Source organism: Pseudomonas sp. R2-7-07, from assembly GCF_003852355.1.
Lineage (GTDB): Bacteria > Pseudomonadota > Gammaproteobacteria > Pseudomonadales > Pseudomonadaceae > Aquipseudomonas.
In genome coordinates this window covers 3,740,077-3,757,767 of the sequence record NZ_CP027759.1, presented here as the reverse complement: position 1 = coordinate 3,757,767, position 17,691 = coordinate 3,740,077, and the positions used below count along the sequence as shown (strand labels likewise).

The 17,691-nt window shown below is 60.7% G+C and carries 14 protein-coding genes and 4 tRNA genes; 16 read left to right on the top strand and 2 right to left on the bottom strand.

Annotated features, from left to right (window positions below):
• Positions 1 to 131 precede the first annotated feature (131 nt).
• From gltX to C4J86_RS17145, 11 genes are all read left to right on the top strand, one after another.
• On the top strand, positions 132 to 1,613 hold the full coding sequence (gene gltX / locus C4J86_RS17195; RefSeq protein WP_124371267.1) for a glutamate--tRNA ligase: 1,482 nt from the start codon (positions 132 to 134) through the stop codon (positions 1,611 to 1,613).
• A 147-nt stretch (positions 1,614 to 1,760) separates the two neighbouring features.
• Positions 1,761 to 1,836, top strand: a tRNA-Ala gene (locus tag C4J86_RS17190).
• Positions 1,837 to 1,914: 78 nt separating this feature from the next.
• Positions 1,915 to 1,990: transfer RNA gene (locus tag C4J86_RS17185), tRNA-Glu, on the top strand.
• A 49-nt stretch (positions 1,991 to 2,039) separates the two neighbouring features.
• Positions 2,040 to 2,115, top strand: a tRNA-Ala gene (locus tag C4J86_RS17180).
• Positions 2,116 to 2,193: 78 nt separating this feature from the next.
• Positions 2,194 to 2,269, top strand: a tRNA-Glu gene (locus C4J86_RS17175).
• 181 nt (positions 2,270 to 2,450) lie between these two features.
• Complete coding sequence (locus C4J86_RS17170; protein WP_124367685.1) at positions 2,451 to 2,990, top strand: TetR/AcrR family transcriptional regulator; 540 nt, start codon at positions 2,451 to 2,453, stop codon at positions 2,988 to 2,990.
• A gap of 14 nt (positions 2,991 to 3,004) precedes the next feature.
• Positions 3,005 to 3,838, top strand: a complete 834-nt coding sequence (locus tag C4J86_RS17165; RefSeq protein ID WP_124371266.1) for an alpha/beta hydrolase — start codon at positions 3,005 to 3,007, stop codon at positions 3,836 to 3,838.
• A 39-nt stretch (positions 3,839 to 3,877) separates the two neighbouring features.
• Positions 3,878 to 4,312, top strand: a complete 435-nt coding sequence (locus C4J86_RS17160; protein ID WP_124371265.1) for a thioesterase family protein — start codon at positions 3,878 to 3,880, stop codon at positions 4,310 to 4,312.
• Between the two features lie 55 nt (positions 4,313 to 4,367).
• Positions 4,368 to 5,327: a tRNA-dihydrouridine synthase gene (locus C4J86_RS17155; protein WP_124371264.1), complete on the top strand. Its 960-nt coding sequence runs from the start codon at positions 4,368 to 4,370 to the stop codon at positions 5,325 to 5,327.
• Positions 5,328 to 5,711: 384 nt separating this feature from the next.
• Positions 5,712 to 6,821 (top strand): hypothetical protein, encoded by a 1,110-nt coding sequence (locus C4J86_RS17150; protein WP_124371263.1) that lies wholly within the window; start codon positions 5,712 to 5,714, stop codon positions 6,819 to 6,821.
• Positions 6,822 to 7,035: 214 nt separating this feature from the next.
• A complete protein-coding gene (locus C4J86_RS17145) occupies positions 7,036 to 7,851 on the top strand; it encodes a hypothetical protein (RefSeq protein WP_372239270.1) in 816 nt (271 codons plus the stop codon).
• Positions 7,852 to 7,916: 65 nt separating this feature from the next.
• On the opposite strand, the gene C4J86_RS17140 is transcribed toward C4J86_RS17145, so the two are convergent.
• Together C4J86_RS17140 and C4J86_RS17135 are read right to left on the bottom strand one after the other, a co-directional pair.
• Complete coding sequence (locus tag C4J86_RS17140; protein ID WP_124371261.1) at positions 7,917 to 11,195, bottom strand: EAL domain-containing protein; 3,279 nt, start codon at positions 11,193 to 11,195, stop codon at positions 7,917 to 7,919.
• A 65-nt stretch (positions 11,196 to 11,260) separates the two neighbouring features.
• Positions 11,261 to 12,151, bottom strand: a complete 891-nt coding sequence (locus C4J86_RS17135; RefSeq protein WP_124371260.1) for a LysR family transcriptional regulator — start codon at positions 12,149 to 12,151, stop codon at positions 11,261 to 11,263.
• A 140-nt stretch (positions 12,152 to 12,291) separates the two neighbouring features.
• On the opposite strand from C4J86_RS17135, the gene leuC reads away from it, so the two are divergent.
• The 5 genes from leuC to asd all read left to right on the top strand — a co-directional run bounded on the left by leuC (position 12,292) and on the right by asd (position 17,572).
• On the top strand, positions 12,292 to 13,710 hold the full coding sequence (gene leuC / locus C4J86_RS17130) for a 3-isopropylmalate dehydratase large subunit (RefSeq protein ID WP_124371259.1): 1,419 nt from the start codon (positions 12,292 to 12,294) through the stop codon (positions 13,708 to 13,710).
• An 11-nt stretch (positions 13,711 to 13,721) separates the two neighbouring features.
• On the top strand, positions 13,722 to 14,363 hold the full coding sequence (gene leuD, locus C4J86_RS17125) for a 3-isopropylmalate dehydratase small subunit (protein ID WP_124371258.1): 642 nt from the start codon (positions 13,722 to 13,724) through the stop codon (positions 14,361 to 14,363).
• A gap of 131 nt (positions 14,364 to 14,494) precedes the next feature.
• Complete coding sequence (locus C4J86_RS17120; RefSeq protein WP_124371257.1) at positions 14,495 to 15,259, top strand: class I SAM-dependent methyltransferase; 765 nt, start codon at positions 14,495 to 14,497, stop codon at positions 15,257 to 15,259.
• A 53-nt stretch (positions 15,260 to 15,312) separates the two neighbouring features.
• Complete coding sequence (gene leuB / locus C4J86_RS17115; protein WP_124371256.1) at positions 15,313 to 16,395, top strand: 3-isopropylmalate dehydrogenase; 1,083 nt, start codon at positions 15,313 to 15,315, stop codon at positions 16,393 to 16,395.
• A gap of 64 nt (positions 16,396 to 16,459) precedes the next feature.
• A complete protein-coding gene (gene asd / locus C4J86_RS17110; protein WP_124363600.1) occupies positions 16,460 to 17,572 on the top strand; it encodes an aspartate-semialdehyde dehydrogenase in 1,113 nt (370 codons plus the stop codon).
• The last annotated feature ends 119 nt before the right edge of the window (positions 17,573 to 17,691 follow it).

Sequence of the window (17,691 nt, the reverse complement as noted above, 5' to 3'; positions counted from 1 at the left end):
TGTGAACGCAGTCAATTGTGGGAGGGGGCTTGCCCCCGATGGCCGCGCCTCGGTTTTCCAGAAATCACCCAGGCTGTTACCATTCGCCCCTTGTTTCAATTTTCAGTTATATCGCCCATTCGAGACCTGCCATGACCACCGTCCGCACGCGCATTGCGCCATCGCCTACTGGGGATCCCCACGTCGGCACTGCTTACATCGCCTTGTTCAACTACTGCTTTGCCAAGCAGCACGGCGGTGAATTCATCCTGCGGATCGAAGACACCGATCAACTGCGCTCCACCCGCGAGTCGGAGCAGCAGATTTTCGATGCGCTGCGCTGGCTGGGTATCACTTGGGCCGAAGGCCCGGACGTCGGCGGCCCTCACGGCCCGTATCGCCAGAGCGAGCGCAGCGACATCTATAAAAAGTACACCCAGCAGCTGGTGGACATGGGCCATGCGTTCCCCTGCTTCTGCACCGCCGAAGAACTCGACCAGATGCGCGCCGAGCAACAGGCCCGTGGCGAGACGCCGCGCTACGACGGCCGCGCATTGCTGCTATCGAAAGAAGAAGTGGCCGCGCGCCTGGCCGCCGGCGAGCCCCATGTGATCCGCATGAAAGTGCCGAGCGAAGGCGTATGCGTGGTGCCTGACATGCTGCGCGGTGACGTCGAAATCCCGTGGGATCGCATGGACATGCAGGTGCTGATGAAGACCGACGGCCTGCCGACGTACTTCCTCGCCAACGTGGTCGACGATCACCTGATGGGCATCACCCACGTGCTGCGCGGCGAAGAATGGCTGCCGTCGGCGCCGAAGCTGATCCTGCTTTACGAATACTTCGGCTGGGAACAGCCGCAGTTGTGCTACATGCCGCTGCTGCGTAACCCCGACAAGAGCAAGCTGTCCAAGCGCAAGAACCCTACGTCGGTGACCTTCTACGAGCGCATGGGCTTCATGCCCGAGGCGATGCTCAACTATCTGGGGCGCATGGGCTGGTCCATGCCGGATGAGCGCGAGAAGTTCTCGCTGCAGGAAATGGTCGATAATTTCGACCTGTCCCGCGTCTCCCTGGGCGGGCCGATTTTCGATATCGAGAAGCTGTCGTGGCTCAACGGCCAGTGGCTGCGTGACCTGCCGGTGGAAGAGTTCGCCAGCCGTGTGCAGCAATGGGCGCTCAACCCCGAGTACATGATGAAGATCGCGCCGCTGGTGCAGGGCAGGGTGGAGACGTTCAGCCAGGTCGCGCCGTTGGCCAGCTTCTTCTTCGCCGGTGGCGTGAACCCGGACGTCAAGCTGTTCGAATCGAAAAAGCTCTCGGGTGACCAGGTACGCCAGCTGATGCAGTTGATCCTGTGGAAGCTCGAAAGTCTGCGCCAATGGGAGAAGGACGCGATCACGGCGACGATCCAGGCGGTGGTCGACTCCCTGGAACTGAAATTGCGCGATGCCATGCCGCTGATGTTTGCCGCGATTACCGGGCAGGCCAGTTCGGTGTCGGTGCTCGACGCGATGGAAATCCTCGGCCCGGACCTTACGCGTTTCCGTCTGCGCCAAGCCCTTGATTTGCTTGGTGGTGTTTCAAAGAAAGAAAACAAAGAGTGGGAAAAACTGCTGGGCGCTATCGCTTAAGCAGGCGGCTGCAGGGACGAAACCCCGGTTTTCCGGGGTTTCGTCGGTAAGTGATTGTTATCCCGGCAAAAAATTTTGAAAATTGTTGAAAATAAATTTGACACGTTTCGAAACCGCCATTAAGATTCGCCCCGTCCTCACCGATGAGGGGCTATAGCTCAGCTGGGAGAGCGCTTGCATGGCATGCAAGAGGTCAACGGTTCGATCCCGTTTAGCTCCACCAATTTACAGGTTCAAGGTCTGGCCACACCGTCCTTGAATCGATCGGCACTCAGCGCCGATCAGTTGTACAGAAGGTTTTGTCCCCTTCGTCTAGTGGCCTAGGACACCGCCCTTTCACGGCGGTAACAGGGGTTCGAGTCCCCTAGGGGACGCCAGTTTCAACAAGCAGTTCGAAAGGTCTGCTGCGCCGCCAGGCGAAAAATCGGGGCTATAGCTCAGCTGGGAGAGCGCTTGCATGGCATGCAAGAGGTCAACGGTTCGATCCCGTTTAGCTCCACCAATTTACAGGTTCAAGGTTGCGGCCACACCGTCCTTGAATCGATCGGTCCAAGCACCGATCACTGTACAGAAGGTTTGTGTCCCCTTCGTCTAGTGGCCTAGGACACCGCCCTTTCACGGCGGTAACAGGGGTTCGAGTCCCCTAGGGGACGCCACGATTACCCGCTTTGCGGGATTTTTAAGGGTCATTCAATTATTGAATGGCCCTTTTGTTTGTCTGGCGTTTGGCCAACTCTCTCCTTACTTCCTTTTTGCGTTCTGACCAGTGGTCACGCTTCTCGCTTGCGCAATATTATTATGGTAATAATATTCAACCCATGACAGACGGAGGCTTTGATGAGCGACAAGAAAGCGCAAACTCGCGAACGCATATTGCAGGCTGCCAGCGCGGCATTGGTCCAGCGTGGCCCGGCTGAGCCGAGCGTCGGCGAAGTCATGGGGGCGGCGGGGCTGACGGTCGGTGGTTTTTACGCGCACTTTGAAAGCAAGGACGCGCTGATGCTGGAGGCGTTCACTCAGCTATTGGCCAAGCGGCGCGCGGCGATCGAAGATATCGACTCAACACTCACCGGCGAAGAGCGCCGAAGCCTGGTGGCGGCGTTTTACTTGTCGCGCAAACACCGCGATTCCACCGCCCAGGCGTGCCCGCTGCCGGCGACCGTCGGCGAGATGGGTCGTTTGCCGGACGAATTCCGCCAGGCCTTGAGCGAACACTGCGAGCTGATGGCAGCCCAACTGGCGGCCAGCCCGGAAGACACCGACAAGGCGCTGGCCGACATGGCGCTGATGATCGGCGGCCTGACACTGGCGCGGGCCCTCGGCCCCGGCGAGCTATCCGATCGTGTGCTGCGCGCCGCCAAGTCGGCGGTACGCTGAAGAGGGTTCACCGCATGGGCGACTTGACCTGGGTTCGTGGCTTCAACGGCACTGTCGGCCGACTGGCACCGCAAATGGCGGCCAACAGGATGCGTCGCACCTTCATGACGCCCCGTGAGCTGCCGCCGCGCGCGTGGGAGCTGCCGTTGCTGGCGCAAGCGGAGCGCATCACCTTGCGTTTCGGCCTGTCGGCGCTGCGCTGGGGGCAGGGGCCGGCGGTGTTGCTGATGCACGGTTGGGAAGGGCGGCCTACGCAGTTCGCCAGCCTGATTACGGCACTGGTAGAGAACGGCTATTCGGTGATTGCGCTGGACGGTCCGGCCCATGGGCATTCGCCGGGGCGCGAAGCAAACGTGCTGTTGTTCGCCCGTGCCATGCTCGAGGCGGCGGCTGAGCTGCCTGCGCTGCATGCGGTGGTCGGCCACTCGATGGGCGGCGCCAGCGCGATGCTGGCGGTGCAACTGGGGCTGCGCACGCAGGCGTTAGTGAGTATCGCTGCGCCGTCGCGGTTCCTCGATGCGCTGCGCGGTTTCACGCGAATGGTGGGTTTGCCGCCGCGTGCGCGTTCGGCGTTTATCCACGCGGTGGAGCTGTCTTTCGGCATGCCGCTCAAGCACTTGGATGTCGCCCATTACCACATGAACCTTCCCGGCCTGATCGTGCATGCCGAAGACGATACATTCGTCCCGGTCAAGGCCTCTCAAGCCATTCACGAGGCCTGGTTCGACAGCCGCCTGCTGCGCCTGGAGCAGGGCGGGCATCAGAAGGTCCTGGCCGACCCGCGCGTGATCGAAGGCGTACTTGCCCTATTGGCAAGCTGCCATTTACAGGCGCGCCAAACCGCCTGATACACTGCGCCCGCCGACATCAATCGACTGGAGCAAGGCATGGGCTGGGATTTGGCAACGCCGTTTATCATCGATCTGCAGGTTGCCCCTGAGGACATCGACGGCCTGGGGCACGCCAATAACGCGGTGTACGTGTCCTGGCTGGAGCGTTGCGCCTGGCGCCATTCCCAGCGCCTGGGGCTGGACCTCACCGAGTATCGGCGCCTGGACCGTGCCATGGCCGTGGTGCGTCATGAGATCGACTACCTGGCGGCCGGCTACGAAGGCGATGAACTGCAACTGGCCACGTGGATCGTCGATTGGGACCAGCGTCTGAAGATGACGCGGCGTTTCCAGCTGGTACGCCCGCGTGATGGGACCACCTTGCTGCGCGCGCAAACCACCTTCGTATGCATCGAGCTGTCCAGCGGCAGGCCCAAGCGCATGCCCGTCGAGTTTATCGAGGGCTATGGGTCTGCGCTGACAGGGGGTTAACGGTTGTTGGGGGAAACCCAGTAAACTGCGCCACGATTTTTGTTGAGTGTTTTCCATGCAAATTGCTTTGGCGCCCATGGAGGGGTTGGTCGACAACATCCTGCGGGACGTGCTGACCCGCGTGGGCGGTATCGACTGGTGCGTGACCGAATTCATCCGCGTCAACGACCGCTTGCTCACCCCTGCCTATTTCCACAAGCTCGCCCCGGAACTGCTGCACGGCGCCCAGACTGCGGCGGGCGTGCCGCTGCGCGTGCAATTGCTCGGGTCTGACCCGGTATGCCTGGCGGAAAACGCCGCCCTGGCCTGCGAGTTGGGGTCGCAGGTGATCGACCTCAACTTCGGCTGCCCGGCCAAGACCGTCAACAAGTCCCGAGGCGGTGCAGTGCTGCTCAAGGAGCCGGAGCTGCTCAACCGGATCGTCGAGCATGTGCGCCGTGCGGTGCCGGCCCATATCCCGGTCACCGCCAAAATGCGCCTGGGCTTCGACAGCCCGGATGGCGCGCTGGTCTGCGCCACGGCGCTGGCCGAAGGCGGCGCCGCGCATATCGTGGTGCATGCACGTACTAAAACCGATGGCTACAAGCCGCCGGCCCATTGGGAGTGGATCCCGCGGGTGCAGGAGGTGGTCAAGGTGCCGGTGTTTGCCAATGGTGACATCTGGAGCGTCGAAGATTGGCAGCGTTGCCGCGAAGTCAGCGGCGCCGAAGACATCATGCTGGGCCGTGGCCTGGTGGCGCGTCCTGACCTGGCGCGGCAGATCGCGGCGGCACGCGCAGGGCAAGAGGTGGTGGAAATGACCTGGGCCGAAATGCAGCCGATGCTCCAGGAGTTCTGGACCCAATCGGTGGCGCAATTGACTGAGCGCCAGGCGCCCGGCCGCTTGAAGCAATGGCTGGCGATGTTGACGCGCAATTATCCCGAAGCGGTGGAGCTGTTTACGGCGATGCGCCGCGAGACCGACCTGGAGCAGGTCAGTCGCCTGTTGGGGATGCCTCATCCACTGGCTGCCTGACGCCAGTCAACGACCACTGCTTATATCCATCTAAAGAAGGCGCCACTGCAGGCGCCTTTTTTTGTCGGCGAATTAACACAAACCACCGACGGGTAGATGCGCGAAATGTTATCGATGAGTGACTTGCCTACCGAGTATTAGCGCGTGTGACCACACTTGAACCTCAAATAAGCCATGAATCAAGGCTTGGCGGAAATTGTCCATGAGGCAAAGTCTGATAATGCGCTTTGGTTTCCTTATATGAACTGCGAATTTCGGAACTCGATAGCCTAACTCCCCACGAATGGGGGGACTGCGAAACAGCGCTGTGGTTATTCAGTCTTAAAACTATCACTCCCTCTGGCCATTAATCGGTCAGGTTGTATGGAATAAAGGAACTCGCGAATGTCTATGTCGATTCACACTCCGCCTTTGGTAAGGGGCGATACATCTGGCCTTGATCAGCCAGCAGTTTCGAACAATAAGCTTATTGTAAAGCCGAACGCTCAGACCCCTGGCGCAACGGTGCTTCAGACGTCATTGCGTCTTGACGATACTCAAGGTTTGCGCAATACGGCGCTGACCCCCGAGACTGCTTTGCGGCAACTGTTTGATATGCTGGAAGGCATCTTCAGGACCATGCGCGACATATTTTCAGGCAAGACTGCGATTAAGCCCGATCCGGACAAACAACCGGTTGCGCCGGACACCAAGGAGCTCGTCAAGCCGGATGCAGGCAAGTTGCCGGTGCTGCCGGATGCCCGCAAGGAGCTGGTCAAACCGGATGCAGGCAAGTTGCCGGTGCTGCCGGATGCCCCCAAGGAGTTGGTCAAGCCGGACGCAGGCAAGTTGCCGGTGGTGCCGGATGCCCGCAAGGAGCTGGTCAAGCCGGATGCAGGCAAGTTGCCGGTGCTGCCGGATGCCCCCAAGGAGTTGGTCAAGCCGGACGCAGGCAAGTTGCCGGTGCTACCGGATGCCCGCAAGGAGTTGGTCAAGCCGGACGCAGGCACGCTGCCGGTGGTGCCGGATAGCCGCAAGGAGCTGGTAAAACCGGACGCCGCCACGGTGCAAGTGCTGCCGCAACCTGCTGATGTTTCGGTCATCGTGCCCGACGGAAATAAGCCGCGCCCCTCGCCATTTCCGCCAACGGTGCCCAAGCCCGAGATAAGCGTAAACAATGACCCCAAGACAAACGTTCAGGTGAATGTGGTCCTTAATCATTGCCATTGCCCGGATGGAAAGGTGTCGCCGGACCGACTGCCGACACCGAGGGTTTCCACGGATACGCGGCCTCAGCCACCCATACTGCCAGACGCCCAGCCCCAGCCCGCGGTGCTTCCGGGCAATATCCCGAGGCCGAACGTGCCGATGGATATCAAGCCTCAACCCCAAGTGTTGCCGGATACAAAACCGACGCCTTTGCCCGACACTCCCGCCCCGGATCTGACCAGTCCAGGTCCTGTCGACGCTGGCAGGCATGGACGCTTTAATCATCGGCTAAGTTCCAGGTTCTAACGATAGCTGTCGCGTTTCAATCTTTTATAAGTGCAGGCATCTTTTCGAAAGTTAGTTTCGAGGAGATGCCTGTGTGGAGAACTCTATGTCACTCTTTCCAATTAATAATATTGCGCGGGTCATTGATGTAAGGTCGTCCCTGTCAATCGATGCACTCACTGCAAGTAATGAAACTACGATCAGACCCAATGTTGGTCGCGAATCGGTCAGGATAATGTCTGGCATGGCCTATGTTGATAAATCGCAAAGTTTTCCAAGTGCCGGGAATGACTCGCCATCGATCAGTGCAATCGTGGCTATATTTGCTTCACTCTTTTCTCAGCTGCTCGCTCTCGTAGCTGATAAAAAAGACAAGCATGTTCCTGACACTAATCCTTTACCTCCGCAGGTAACACCTCAACCGGTATTACCCAGGCCTGATGCCGCAGCGAACATTCCGGGTTTGTCGAACAAGCGCGGTGGTGCGAAGCCGGACAATATCTGGAGTGGCTTCCGCCAGGGCCCGGATGGCAATTGTGTAACAGTGTCGGCTATCAAGGCTGCGATGTATCGATTCGGTCAAAGCCCCACGGATATTTTCAAGGAGGTGACCAGGACGAACGACGGTTATCAGGTGCTTATGCGTGATGGCTTTCGGCTCACGTTGACCGATCGCGAGCTGGCGGAGGGCGCCCGGGGCGCCAAGTTCAGCGGGCCTGACACAGGCATGCTGAAGGATGCGCAGTTCCTGTTCGCCGTCAGCGCCAAGCGTGCGCAGATGGAAAACAACGACCGTACGGCCGGTCGCAGTTTTCAGGCAGCGATCCGCAGTCTGAACGATGGAGAGGATGAGAGCGGTCCGGGAGAAGGCTTTCTGCGCCTTGGGTTAAAAAGCCACATGAAAAGAGTGTCGGTCAGTGAGCTTGCACGCGGGCAGATAGGCATGTGCAACCGGACCGGGCATTCGGTGGCGGTCATCAATGGCCGCGAGGAGATGTGGGGTAAACAGGGGCGAGTCCCGACGCATGGTCATGCCGTCGCACTGATGTGACCATGATGCACCTGGGCAGGGATAACCCAGGCTGCATTTGTTTCAATGCTGGGTTTCAAAGACATCTATTTCAACAACTGCCTGAACCCCTCTATCGGCAATGGCCGACTATGCAAATACCCTTGGTACAAATGGCAGCCGAGCTTTTGCAGGAACGCCAGTTGCTCTGTAGTTTCCACGCCTTCGGCAATCACCTCCAGATTCAAGCTGCGGGCCATGGCGACAATGGCGCGGATGATTTCAGCGTCATTGGGATCGTGCGTCGCGTCGCGCACGAACGACTGGTCGATTTTCAACGCGTCCACCGGCAGGCGCTTGAGGTAGGTCAGGGATGAGTAGCCCGTACCAAAGTCATCCATCGCAAAGCTGATGCCGAGTTTTTTCAAGCGACGCATTTTCAACACCGTATCGTCCAGGTTCTGGATCACGATGCCTTCAGTGATTTCCAGCTTCAGCAAGCTGTAGGGCAGTTGGTGCTGTGTGAGGCTGCGTTCGACCCGTTCCACAAAGTCGTTCTGGCGAAACTGCCGGGGGCTGATATTCACGCACAGGCTGAAATTCAGCGGGTCCACCAGGCCGTCGGCAATCAACTGCGCAAATGCGCTGCATGCTTCGTCGAGGATCCAGGTGCCGACCTCCAGGATCAAGCCGCTGTCCTCCAGCACCTTGATAAATTCGGCTGGCGACTGCGCACCCAGTTGGGGATGCTGCCAGCGCACCAGGGCCTCGGCGCCGACAATCTTGTTGCCGCGCGCATCCACCTGAGGCTGGTAATGCACACTGAATTCGCCGCGTGACAAGGCCAGGCGCAGGTCGGTTTCCATGCGCAGACGCTCGCTGGCGGTTTTCTGCATGCTGTTGTGGAACATCTGAATGGTGTTGCGCCCGGAATCCTTGGCGCGGTACAGGGCGATGTCGGCGCGCTTGAGCAAATCGGCGGGCGTGGTGCCATGGTCGGGGATCAACGCCACGCCGATGCTTGGCGTTACTTGCAGGCGGTGGCCGTCGAGGAACATCGGCTCGGAGAGCAATTCGCGCAGGGTATCGGCCAGTTCCTGCACCTGGCCGCTCACTTGCGTGCGTGAGCCCTCCAAGCCGCTGAGCAGCACGACGAACTCATCACCGCCCAGGCGCGCCACCGTATCTTCCATGCGCACACTGGCTTCCAGGCGTGCGGTGACGATTTTCAGTACGGTGTCGCCCACCGGGTGACCGAGGGAGTCATTGATATGCTTGAAGTGGTCGAGGTCGAGAAACAGCAAGGCGCCGCGCAGGTTGTGGCGCTTGAGCAGGGCGATCTGCTGGCTCAGGCGGTCCATCAGCAGCGCACGGTTGGGCAGGTTGGTCAGTGGGTCGTGATAGGCCAGGTGGCGGATCTGTGCCTGGGCGTTTTTCAGCAGGCTCACGTCACGCGCGGTCAGTAGCAGGCACGGCGTTTCATTCAAGGTGATCGGTTCGACCGACACCTCCACCGCCAGCACGTCGCCCAGTTTGTTGTGCCATAGCATTTCCAGATGATGGATGCGCCCCTTGATCTGCAGCTCGGCCAACAGCGCGGTACGCTGGTTTTCATCGGCCCAGATGCCAATCTGGTACAGGGTGAGGCCGATGGCTTCTTCGGCGCGATAGCCAGTCAGGCGACAAAACCCGTCATTGACCTCCACATATCGTCCCGTGTCGCGCTCGGTGATCGATATGGCGTCGGGGCTGGAATGAAAGGCCTTGGCGAACTTCTCCTCACTGGCCTTGAGCGCCGCCTCCGAGCGTTGCTGCTGGGTGATGTCGCGCAGGGTGGTGACGATGCACGGCTGCTCATTGACCTTGACCAGGCGGCTGGAAATCACGCATGTCAGGCTCTGGCCGTTCTTGGCATGCACCACGATGGCCACATTGCTCAATGACTGCTCGCGAATCACCCGCTCGATGCGTTGCAGGCGCTTGCTCGACTCATCCCACAAGCCGATCTGCTCGGCGCTTTTGTCGAACACTTCGGCGGCGGTCCAGCCAAAGGTCTGGGTGAACGCCGGGTTGATCTCGATAAACGCGCCGCTATCCAGGCAGGTGACGCAGATTGGATCGGGGCTGGCCTGGAACAGGCTGGCGAATTTCTCCTCGGAAGCGCTCAGGCGTTGTTCGCGCTCCACCTGATCGGTGATATCGAGCAAGGTCCCGGCCATGCGCAGGGGCTTGCCGGATTCATCGCGATACAGGCGTGCGCGGCTTTCCAGATAGCGCGAGCTGCCGTCCTCGACCGGCACGCGATAGGTCAGCTGGTAATTGTCGCCCGGGCCTTCACGCAGGTTGCGGTACGCATGGCGCATGCCCTCGCGGTCCGCATCGGACATGCCTTCAAAAAATGCATCGAAGGATTCGTGGAAGGGTTCGCACGGCAGGCCGTGGAGTTGGGCGGCGCGGGCCGAGCCGTAGAGCATGCCGGTGGGAATGTGCCAGTCCCAGGTGCCCAGCTGTGCCGAGTCCAGCGCCAGATCCAGGCGTTCCTGACTGTCTTTCAGCGCTTGCTCGGCGTTTTTGCGCTCGGTGGTGTCGAGGAAAGTGCTGATCAGATAGGCCTCGCCGTCCAGTTCGACCTTTTGCGCGCTGAGCGTGCCATCGTGGATCTGGCCGTTGCTGGCGCAGAACTGCACTTCCATGGTGATGGATTCACCTTTGCGCTGGGTGGCCTTGACCAGGTGTGCACGCTGCTCCGGGTGACGCCACAGGCCCAGCTCCAGAGTGGTGCGGCCGATGGCTTGAGCCACCGGCCAGCCGAACAGCATCTCGAAATGCTGGTTGGCCTCGCTGATCAGGCCGTCGGCCTGACGCGTCAGCAGCACCATGTTCGGGCACAGGTGGAAGAGCGTGGCGAAGCGCTTTTCAGAGTGGCTGAGCGCCTGTTCCCGCTCGCGCTGGTGAGTGATCTCGCGGATCACCCCGATCATCCGGCGCCTGCCGTTTTTGTCCGGCACCAGGCTGCCATTGATTTCCAGCCAGTGCAGGCTGCCATCGGGCCACTGGATGCGGTGATGCATGGCCTGTTCGACCGGTTCGCCGGCCAGCACCGCGTGAAACGCCCGTACCACGCGGGCACGGTCTTCCGGAGCCAGCAGGTCGAGGTAATTGAGGTCGTTGGGCAGGGGCTGGCGCGGGTCGTAGCCAAACAATGCCTGAGTGCCTCGCGACCAGCTGATCTTGCCCGTTTCGATTTCCCAGCACCACGCGCCCAGCCGCGCGGCATTGAGTGCCGACAGCAGTTGCGGGGCGCTGTCCCAGCGTTGTTCCGCCTCTTGAGGGTCCAGGGCGTAGATGCGGGGTAGCGGTGGCACAGAATCGACGGGGTTAGGCATTATTCAAAGGGCCTTGGCTCGATGGAAGACAGCGCGGTTTACCTGAAACCCGAGGCCGCACAATGTCATGCCGGTATCCCTGGCAGATCGACCTGTGCATCCAATAGGCTCATGAACGCCCGCGCAGCGTTCGACAGCGTCCTTTCGGTGTGCACGATATAGCCTAGCTGGCGACTGAGCTGTATGCCCGGCAAAGCGATACTCGCCACTTGATCATCGAGCATGGTGCGTGGCAACACGCTCCAGGCCAGGCCGATGGACACCATCATTTTGATCGTCTCCAGATAGTTGGTGCTCATGGCGATGTTCGGCGTCAGCCCCTGGGCCTCGAATAGACGGCTGACAATATGGTGGGTAAAGGTGTTCCCTCCGGGAAACACCGCAGGATGCCCGGCGATATCGGCCAGGCTGACGGAGCCGTTGCTGATCAGGCTGTGTTCGGGGGCCACCACGAAATCCAGCGGGTCGTCCCATACTGGCGTCGCGCGCACCAGGTTATGCGGCTCGGGCGCCAGGGTGATCACTGCCACTTCGGCGCGACCGTGGAGGATTTCTTCGTAGGCCACTTCTGAATCGAGGAATTGAATATCCAGCGCCACGTTCGGGTACTGCCGAGTGAAGGTACGCAGGACCGGCGGTAGGCGATGCAGGCCGATATGGTGGCTGGTCGCCAGCGTGAGGCGCCCGCTGACTTCTCCAGTGAGGTTGGTCAGGGCGCGGCGGGTGTCGTCCAGCACATTCAGGATCTGATAAGCACGCGGCAGCAAAGCTCGCCCGGCTTCGGTCAGGCCCACTTCACGGCCCAGGCGATCGAACAGGCGCACCTTCAATTGTTGCTCCAGGCCGGCGATGCGTTTGCTGATGGCCGGTTGGGTCAGGTACAGGCGCTCACCGGCGCCGGAGAAGCTGCCGGTCTCGGCGATAGCGATAAAGGCGTTGAGGTTGGCCAGGTCCATGGTGGTATTCCAGTTGGTAATCCAAAGCATGAAAAATATGAATTTGAGTTATTTAATCTAGCGCCATACCATCAGCCTCACAAGCCAAAGGGTTATAGAAAAGCCCGGCGCATAGAAACACCGCTGATGAGGACCGACTGATGGCCGGCAAAACGCTTTACGACAAGCTTTGGGATTCCCATGAAGTGAAACGGCGCGATGATGGGTCGTCGCTGATCTACATCGACCGTCACATCATCCATGAAGTGACCTCGCCCCAAGCGTTCGAAGGCCTGCGGCTGGCCGGGCGCAAGCCATGGCGCGTCGACTCCATCATCGCCACGCCGGACCACAACGTGCCGACCACCCCGGAGCGCAAGGGCGGGATCGACGCCATTGTCGATACTGTGTCGCGCTTGCAGGTGCAGACCCTCGACGACTATTGCGACGAATATGGCATCACCGAATTCAAGATGAATGACGTGCGCCAAGGTATCGTCCACGTGATCGGCCCGGAGCAGGGCGCGACCTTGCCGGGCATGACCGTGGTGTGCGGTGACTCGCACACATCGACCCACGGTGCGTTCGGCGCATTGGCCCATGGCATCGGCACATCCGAGGTGGAACATGTGTTCGCCACCCAGTGCCTGGTCGCCAAGAAAATGAAGAACATGCTGGTACGCGTCGAAGGCCAGTTGCCGTTCGGCGTGACGGCCAAGGACATCGTGCTGGCGGTGATCGGCAAGATCGGCACCGCCGGCGGTAACGGGCATGCCATCGAGTTCGCCGGCAGCGCCATTCGTGACCTGTCCATCGAAGGCCGCATGACCATCTGCAACATGTCCATCGAAGCCGGTGCCCGCGTGGGCATGGTGGCGGCGGACGAAAAAACCATCGAATACGTCAAGGGCCGCCCCTTCGCGCCGAAAGGCGCTGATTGGGACGCAGCGGTGCAAGCCTGGAAAGACCTGGTGTCCGACGCCGATGCGGTGTTCGACACCGTTGTCGAGCTCGACGCAACCCAGATCAAACCGCAAGTCAGCTGGGGCACATCACCGGAAATGGTGCTGGCCGTCGACCAGAACGTGCCGGACCCGGCCCAGGAAACCGACTTGGTCAAGCGCGGCTCCATCGAGCGCGCCCTCAAGTACATGGGCCTGAAGGCCAACCAGGCGATTACCGATATCCAGCTGGATCGCGTGTTCATCGGCTCCTGCACCAACTCGCGGATCGAAGACCTGCGCGCTGCCGCCGTGATCGCCAAGGGCCGCAAAGTGGCCTCGACCATCAAGCAAGCCATCGTGGTGCCAGGCTCGGGGCTGGTCAAAGCCCAGGCCGAAGCCGAGGGCCTGGACAAGATCTTCCTCGAAGCCGGCTTCGAATGGCGTGAGCCGGGCTGCTCCATGTGCCTGGCGATGAACCCGGACCGGTTGGAATCCGGCGAGCATTGCGCATCGACCTCCAACCGTAACTTCGAAGGGCGTCAGGGCGCCGGTGGCCGTACTCACCTGGTCAGCCCGGCCATGGCTGCCGCCGCTGCCGTCAACGGTCGTTTCATCGACGTTCGCGAATTGATCTAAAGGAAATCCCGATGAGAGCTTTTACCCAGCATACCGGTCTGGTAGCGCCGTTGGACCGTGCCAACGTGGACACCGACCAGATCATCCCCAAGCAGTTTTTGAAGTCGATCAAGCGCACCGGGTTTGGCCCCAACCTGTTCGACGAATGGCGCTACCTGGACGTGGGTTACGCCTACCAGGACAACTCCAAGCGCCCGCTGAACAAGGATTTCGTGCTCAACGCCGAGCGTTACCAGGGCGCCAGCGTGTTGCTGGCCCGGGAAAACTTCGGTTGCGGCTCCAGCCGTGAACACGCGCCGTGGGCCCTGGAAGAATATGGCTTTCGCAGCATCATCGCGCCGAGCTACGCCGACATCTTCTTCAACAACAGCTTCAAGAACGGCTTGCTGCCGATCATCTTGAGCGACGCCGAAGTGGATGAGTTGTTCCAGCAGGTGGAAGCCAATGTGGGCTACCAACTGACTGTGGACCTGGCCGCGCAGACCGTAACTCGTCCGGACGGCAAGGTGTATCACTTCGAGGTGGATGCCTTCCGCAAGCACTGCCTGATCAATGGCCTGGATGATATCGGCCTGACTTTGCAGGACGGCGACGCGATTGCAGCGTTTGAAGCAAAGCATCGGGCTAGCCAGCCCTGGTTGTTTCGCGATTGATGTAGGCAGGACCGCCGCCATCGGGAGCAAGCCCCCTCCCACACTTTGAATTGTGAATACCTTCAAATGTGGGAGGGGGCTTGCCCCCGATGAGGCCAGTGTCAACACCACAAAACCCAAGGAAAGCCCCCATGACCAGCACCGCCCACACCCAAGTCGTGCAAAAACAATTCGGCGAGCAAGCCTCGGCCTACCTGAGCAGTGCCGTGCACGCCCAGGGCACCGAATTCGCGCTGCTCCAGGCCGAACTGGCCGGGCAGGGCGCGGCGCGACTGCTGGACCTGGGCTGCGGTGCCGGGCATGTGAGTTTCCAGGTTGCACCGCTGGTCAAGGAAGTGGTGGCCTACGACCTGTCCCAGCAGATGCTTGATGTGGTCGCCGCCGCTGCGCAAGATCGCGGTTTGACCAATATCAGCACGGTTAACGGCGCGGCTGAACGCCTGCCGTTTGCCGATGGCGAATTCGACTTCGTGTTCAGCCGCTACTCCGCCCACCACTGGAGCGACCTCGGCCTGGCCCTGCGCGAAGTGCGTCGGGTGCTCAAACCCGGTGGCGTGGCGGCGTTCGTGGATGTGTTGTCACCGGGCAGCCCGTTGCTGGACACTTACCTGCAAACCGTCGAAGTGCTGCGCGACACCAGCCATGTGCGCGATTATTCTGCCGCCGAGTGGATGCGCCAGCTCAGCGAAGCCGGTTTGCATGTACGCAACAGCAGCCTCCAACGCCTGCGCCTGGAATACACCTCGTGGGTCGAGCGCATGCGCACCCCGCCGGCCTTGCGCGCGGCGATCCTGGAGTTGCAACAGGCGATGGGCCAGGAAGTGCGCGATTATTACGAAATTCAAGCCGACGGCACCTTCAGCACCGACGTGCTGGTGGTGTGGGCCGAACGCTGATTGATTTTTTCCGACCTGCCCACGGGCAGGTCGCTCGATGAAATGAGGAACCCATGAGCAAGCAGATTCTGATTCTCCCTGGCGACGGTATCGGTCCGGAAATCATGGCCGAAGCGGTCAAGGTCCTGGAGCTCGCCAACAGCAAGTACAGCCTGGGCTTCGAGCTGAGCCACGACGTGATCGGCGGCGCGGCCATCGACAAGCACGGCGTGCCCCTGGCCGACGAGACCCTGGAGCGCGCCCGCGCCGCCGACGCCGTGCTGCTGGGCGCCGTGGGTGGGCCGAAGTGGGACAAGATCGAGCGTGATATCCGCCCTGAGCGCGGCCTGTTGAAAATCCGCGCGCAACTGGGCCTGTTCGGCAACCTGCGTCCGGCGATTCTTTACCCGCAGTTGGCCGAGGCGTCGAGCCTCAAGCCGGAAGTGGTCGCCGGCCTGGACATCCTGATCGTGCGTGAGCTGACCGGCGGTATCTATTTCGGCTCGCCACGCGGTGTGCGCGAACTTGCGAACGGCGAGCGCCAGGCCTATGACACCCTGCCGTACAGCGAGAGCGAAATTCGCCGTATCGCCCGCGTCGGTTTCGACATGGCCCGCGTGCGCGGCAAGAAGGTCTGCTCGGTGGACAAGGCCAACGTATTGGCCTCCAGTCAACTGTGGCGGGAAATCGTTGAAGAAGTCGCCAAGGACTACCCGGACGTTGAACTGAGCCACATGTACGTCGACAACGCCGCCATGCAACTGGTACGTGCGCCGAAGCAGTTCGACGTGATCGTCACCGACAACCTGTTCGGCGACATCCTCTCTGACCAAGCCTCGATGCTCACCGGTTCCATCGGCATGCTGCCGTCGGCGTCCCTGGATACCAACAACAAAGGCATGTATGAGCCTTGCCACGGCTCGGCGCCGGACATTGCCGGCCAAGGTATCGCCAACCCGCTGGCGACCATTTTGTCGGTGTCGATGATGCTGCGTTACAGCTTCAACCTGGTTGACGCGGCCGACGCGATCGAGAAAGCCGTGAGCCTGGTGCTCGACCAGGGTTTGCGCACCGGCGACATCTGGTCGCAGGGCTGCACCCGGGTCGGCACGCAAGAAATGGGCGACGCTGTAGTCGCCGCGCTGCGGAATCTGTAATCTCTCGGGCCCGCTTGCAGTTATCGCTGCAAGGCGGCCCACTTTTTAACAAGGTGTAGTTGCGATGAAACGTGTAGGTCTGATCGGTTGGCGCGGTATGGTCGGTTCCGTGCTCATGCAGCGGATGCTGGAAGAGCAGGATTTCGATCTTATCGAGCCGGTGTTTTTCACCACTTCGAACGTAGGTGGCCAAGGGCCGTCCGTGGGCAAGGATATTGCCCCGCTCAAAGACGCCTATAGCATTGAAGAGCTGAAGACCCTCGATGTGATCCTGACGTGCCAGGGCGGCGACTACACCAGCGAAGTCTTCCCCAAGCTGCGCGAAGCCGGCTGGCAGGGTTACTGGATCGACGCCGCGTCGAGCCTGCGCATGCAGGACGATGCAGTGATCATCCTCGACCCGGTCAACCGCAAGGTCATCGACCAGCAACTGGATGCCGGTACTCGGAACTACGTCGGCGGCAATTGCACCGTCAGCCTGATGCTGATGGGCCTGGGTGGCTTGTTCGAAGCCGGCCTGGTCGAGTGGATGAGCGCCATGACCTACCAGGCGGCCTCCGGCGCCGGTGCACAGAACATGCGCGAGCTGATCAAGCAGATGGGCGCAACCCACGCAGCGGTGGCTGATCAATTGGCCGACCCGGCCAGTGCGATCCTCGATATCGACCGCCGCGTGGCCGAAGCCATGCGCAGCGACGCCTATCCGACCGAAAACTTCGGCGTGCCGTTGGCCGGTAGCCTGATCCCGTGGATCGACAAGGAGCTGCCGAACGGCCAGAGCCGCGAAGAGTGGAAGGCCCAGGCCGAGACCAACAAGATCCTCGGGCGCTTCAAGAACCCGATCCCGGTGGACGGCATCTGCGTACGCATCGGCGCCATGCGCTGCCATAGCCAGGCGTTGACCATCAAGCTGAACAAAGATGTGCCGATTGCCGATATTGAAGGGCTGATCAGCCAGCACAACCCCTGGGTCAAGCTGGTGCCGAACAACCGTGAGATCAGCATGCAGGAGCTGAGCCCAACCAAGGTCACCGGCACCCTGAATGTGCCGGTAGGCCGCCTGCGCAAGCTGAACATGGGCAGCCAGTTCCTCGGTGCGTTCACCGTGGGCGACCAACTGCTGTGGGGCGCGGCTGAGCCGTTGCGTCGCATGCTGCGGATTCTGCTGGAGCGTTGATCGCTTGCAGGCTTTGAAGAGCCCCGCGTTCTGGTGACAGGCGCGGGGTTTTTTTATTGTTCTTTCGGACGCTATCGGGGGCAAGTCGAATCGTCGCACCGCCCCTCCCACATGTTGAC

What these genes read in the sequence shown, in the direction of transcription:
- C4J86_RS17165 (WP_124371266.1), top strand. Translation starts at nt 3,005, where the DNA reads ATGGGCGACTTGACCTGGGTTCGTGGCTTCAACGGCACTGTCGGCCGA.
- leuC (WP_124371259.1), top strand. Translation starts at nt 12,292, where the DNA reads ATGGCCGGCAAAACGCTTTACGACAAGCTTTGGGATTCCCATGAAGTG.
- C4J86_RS17140 (WP_124371261.1), bottom strand. Translation starts at nt 11,195, where the DNA reads ATGCCTAACCCCGTCGATTCTGTGCCACCGCTACCCCGCATCTACGCC.
- C4J86_RS17135 (WP_124371260.1), bottom strand. Translation starts at nt 12,151, where the DNA reads ATGGACCTGGCCAACCTCAACGCCTTTATCGCTATCGCCGAGACCGGC.
- leuB (WP_124371256.1), top strand. Translation starts at nt 15,313, where the DNA reads ATGAGCAAGCAGATTCTGATTCTCCCTGGCGACGGTATCGGTCCGGAA.
- leuD (WP_124371258.1), top strand. Translation starts at nt 13,722, where the DNA reads ATGAGAGCTTTTACCCAGCATACCGGTCTGGTAGCGCCGTTGGACCGT.
- C4J86_RS17120 (WP_124371257.1), top strand. Translation starts at nt 14,495, where the DNA reads ATGACCAGCACCGCCCACACCCAAGTCGTGCAAAAACAATTCGGCGAG.
- C4J86_RS17170 (WP_124367685.1), top strand. Translation starts at nt 2,451, where the DNA reads ATGAGCGACAAGAAAGCGCAAACTCGCGAACGCATATTGCAGGCTGCC.
- C4J86_RS17155 (WP_124371264.1), top strand. Translation starts at nt 4,368, where the DNA reads ATGCAAATTGCTTTGGCGCCCATGGAGGGGTTGGTCGACAACATCCTG.
- C4J86_RS17160 (WP_124371265.1), top strand. Translation starts at nt 3,878, where the DNA reads ATGGGCTGGGATTTGGCAACGCCGTTTATCATCGATCTGCAGGTTGCC.
- gltX (WP_124371267.1), top strand. Translation starts at nt 132, where the DNA reads ATGACCACCGTCCGCACGCGCATTGCGCCATCGCCTACTGGGGATCCC.
- C4J86_RS17150 (WP_124371263.1), top strand. Translation starts at nt 5,712, where the DNA reads ATGTCTATGTCGATTCACACTCCGCCTTTGGTAAGGGGCGATACATCT.
- C4J86_RS17145 (WP_372239270.1), top strand. Translation starts at nt 7,036, where the DNA reads ATGTCTGGCATGGCCTATGTTGATAAATCGCAAAGTTTTCCAAGTGCC.
- asd (WP_124363600.1), top strand. Translation starts at nt 16,460, where the DNA reads ATGAAACGTGTAGGTCTGATCGGTTGGCGCGGTATGGTCGGTTCCGTG.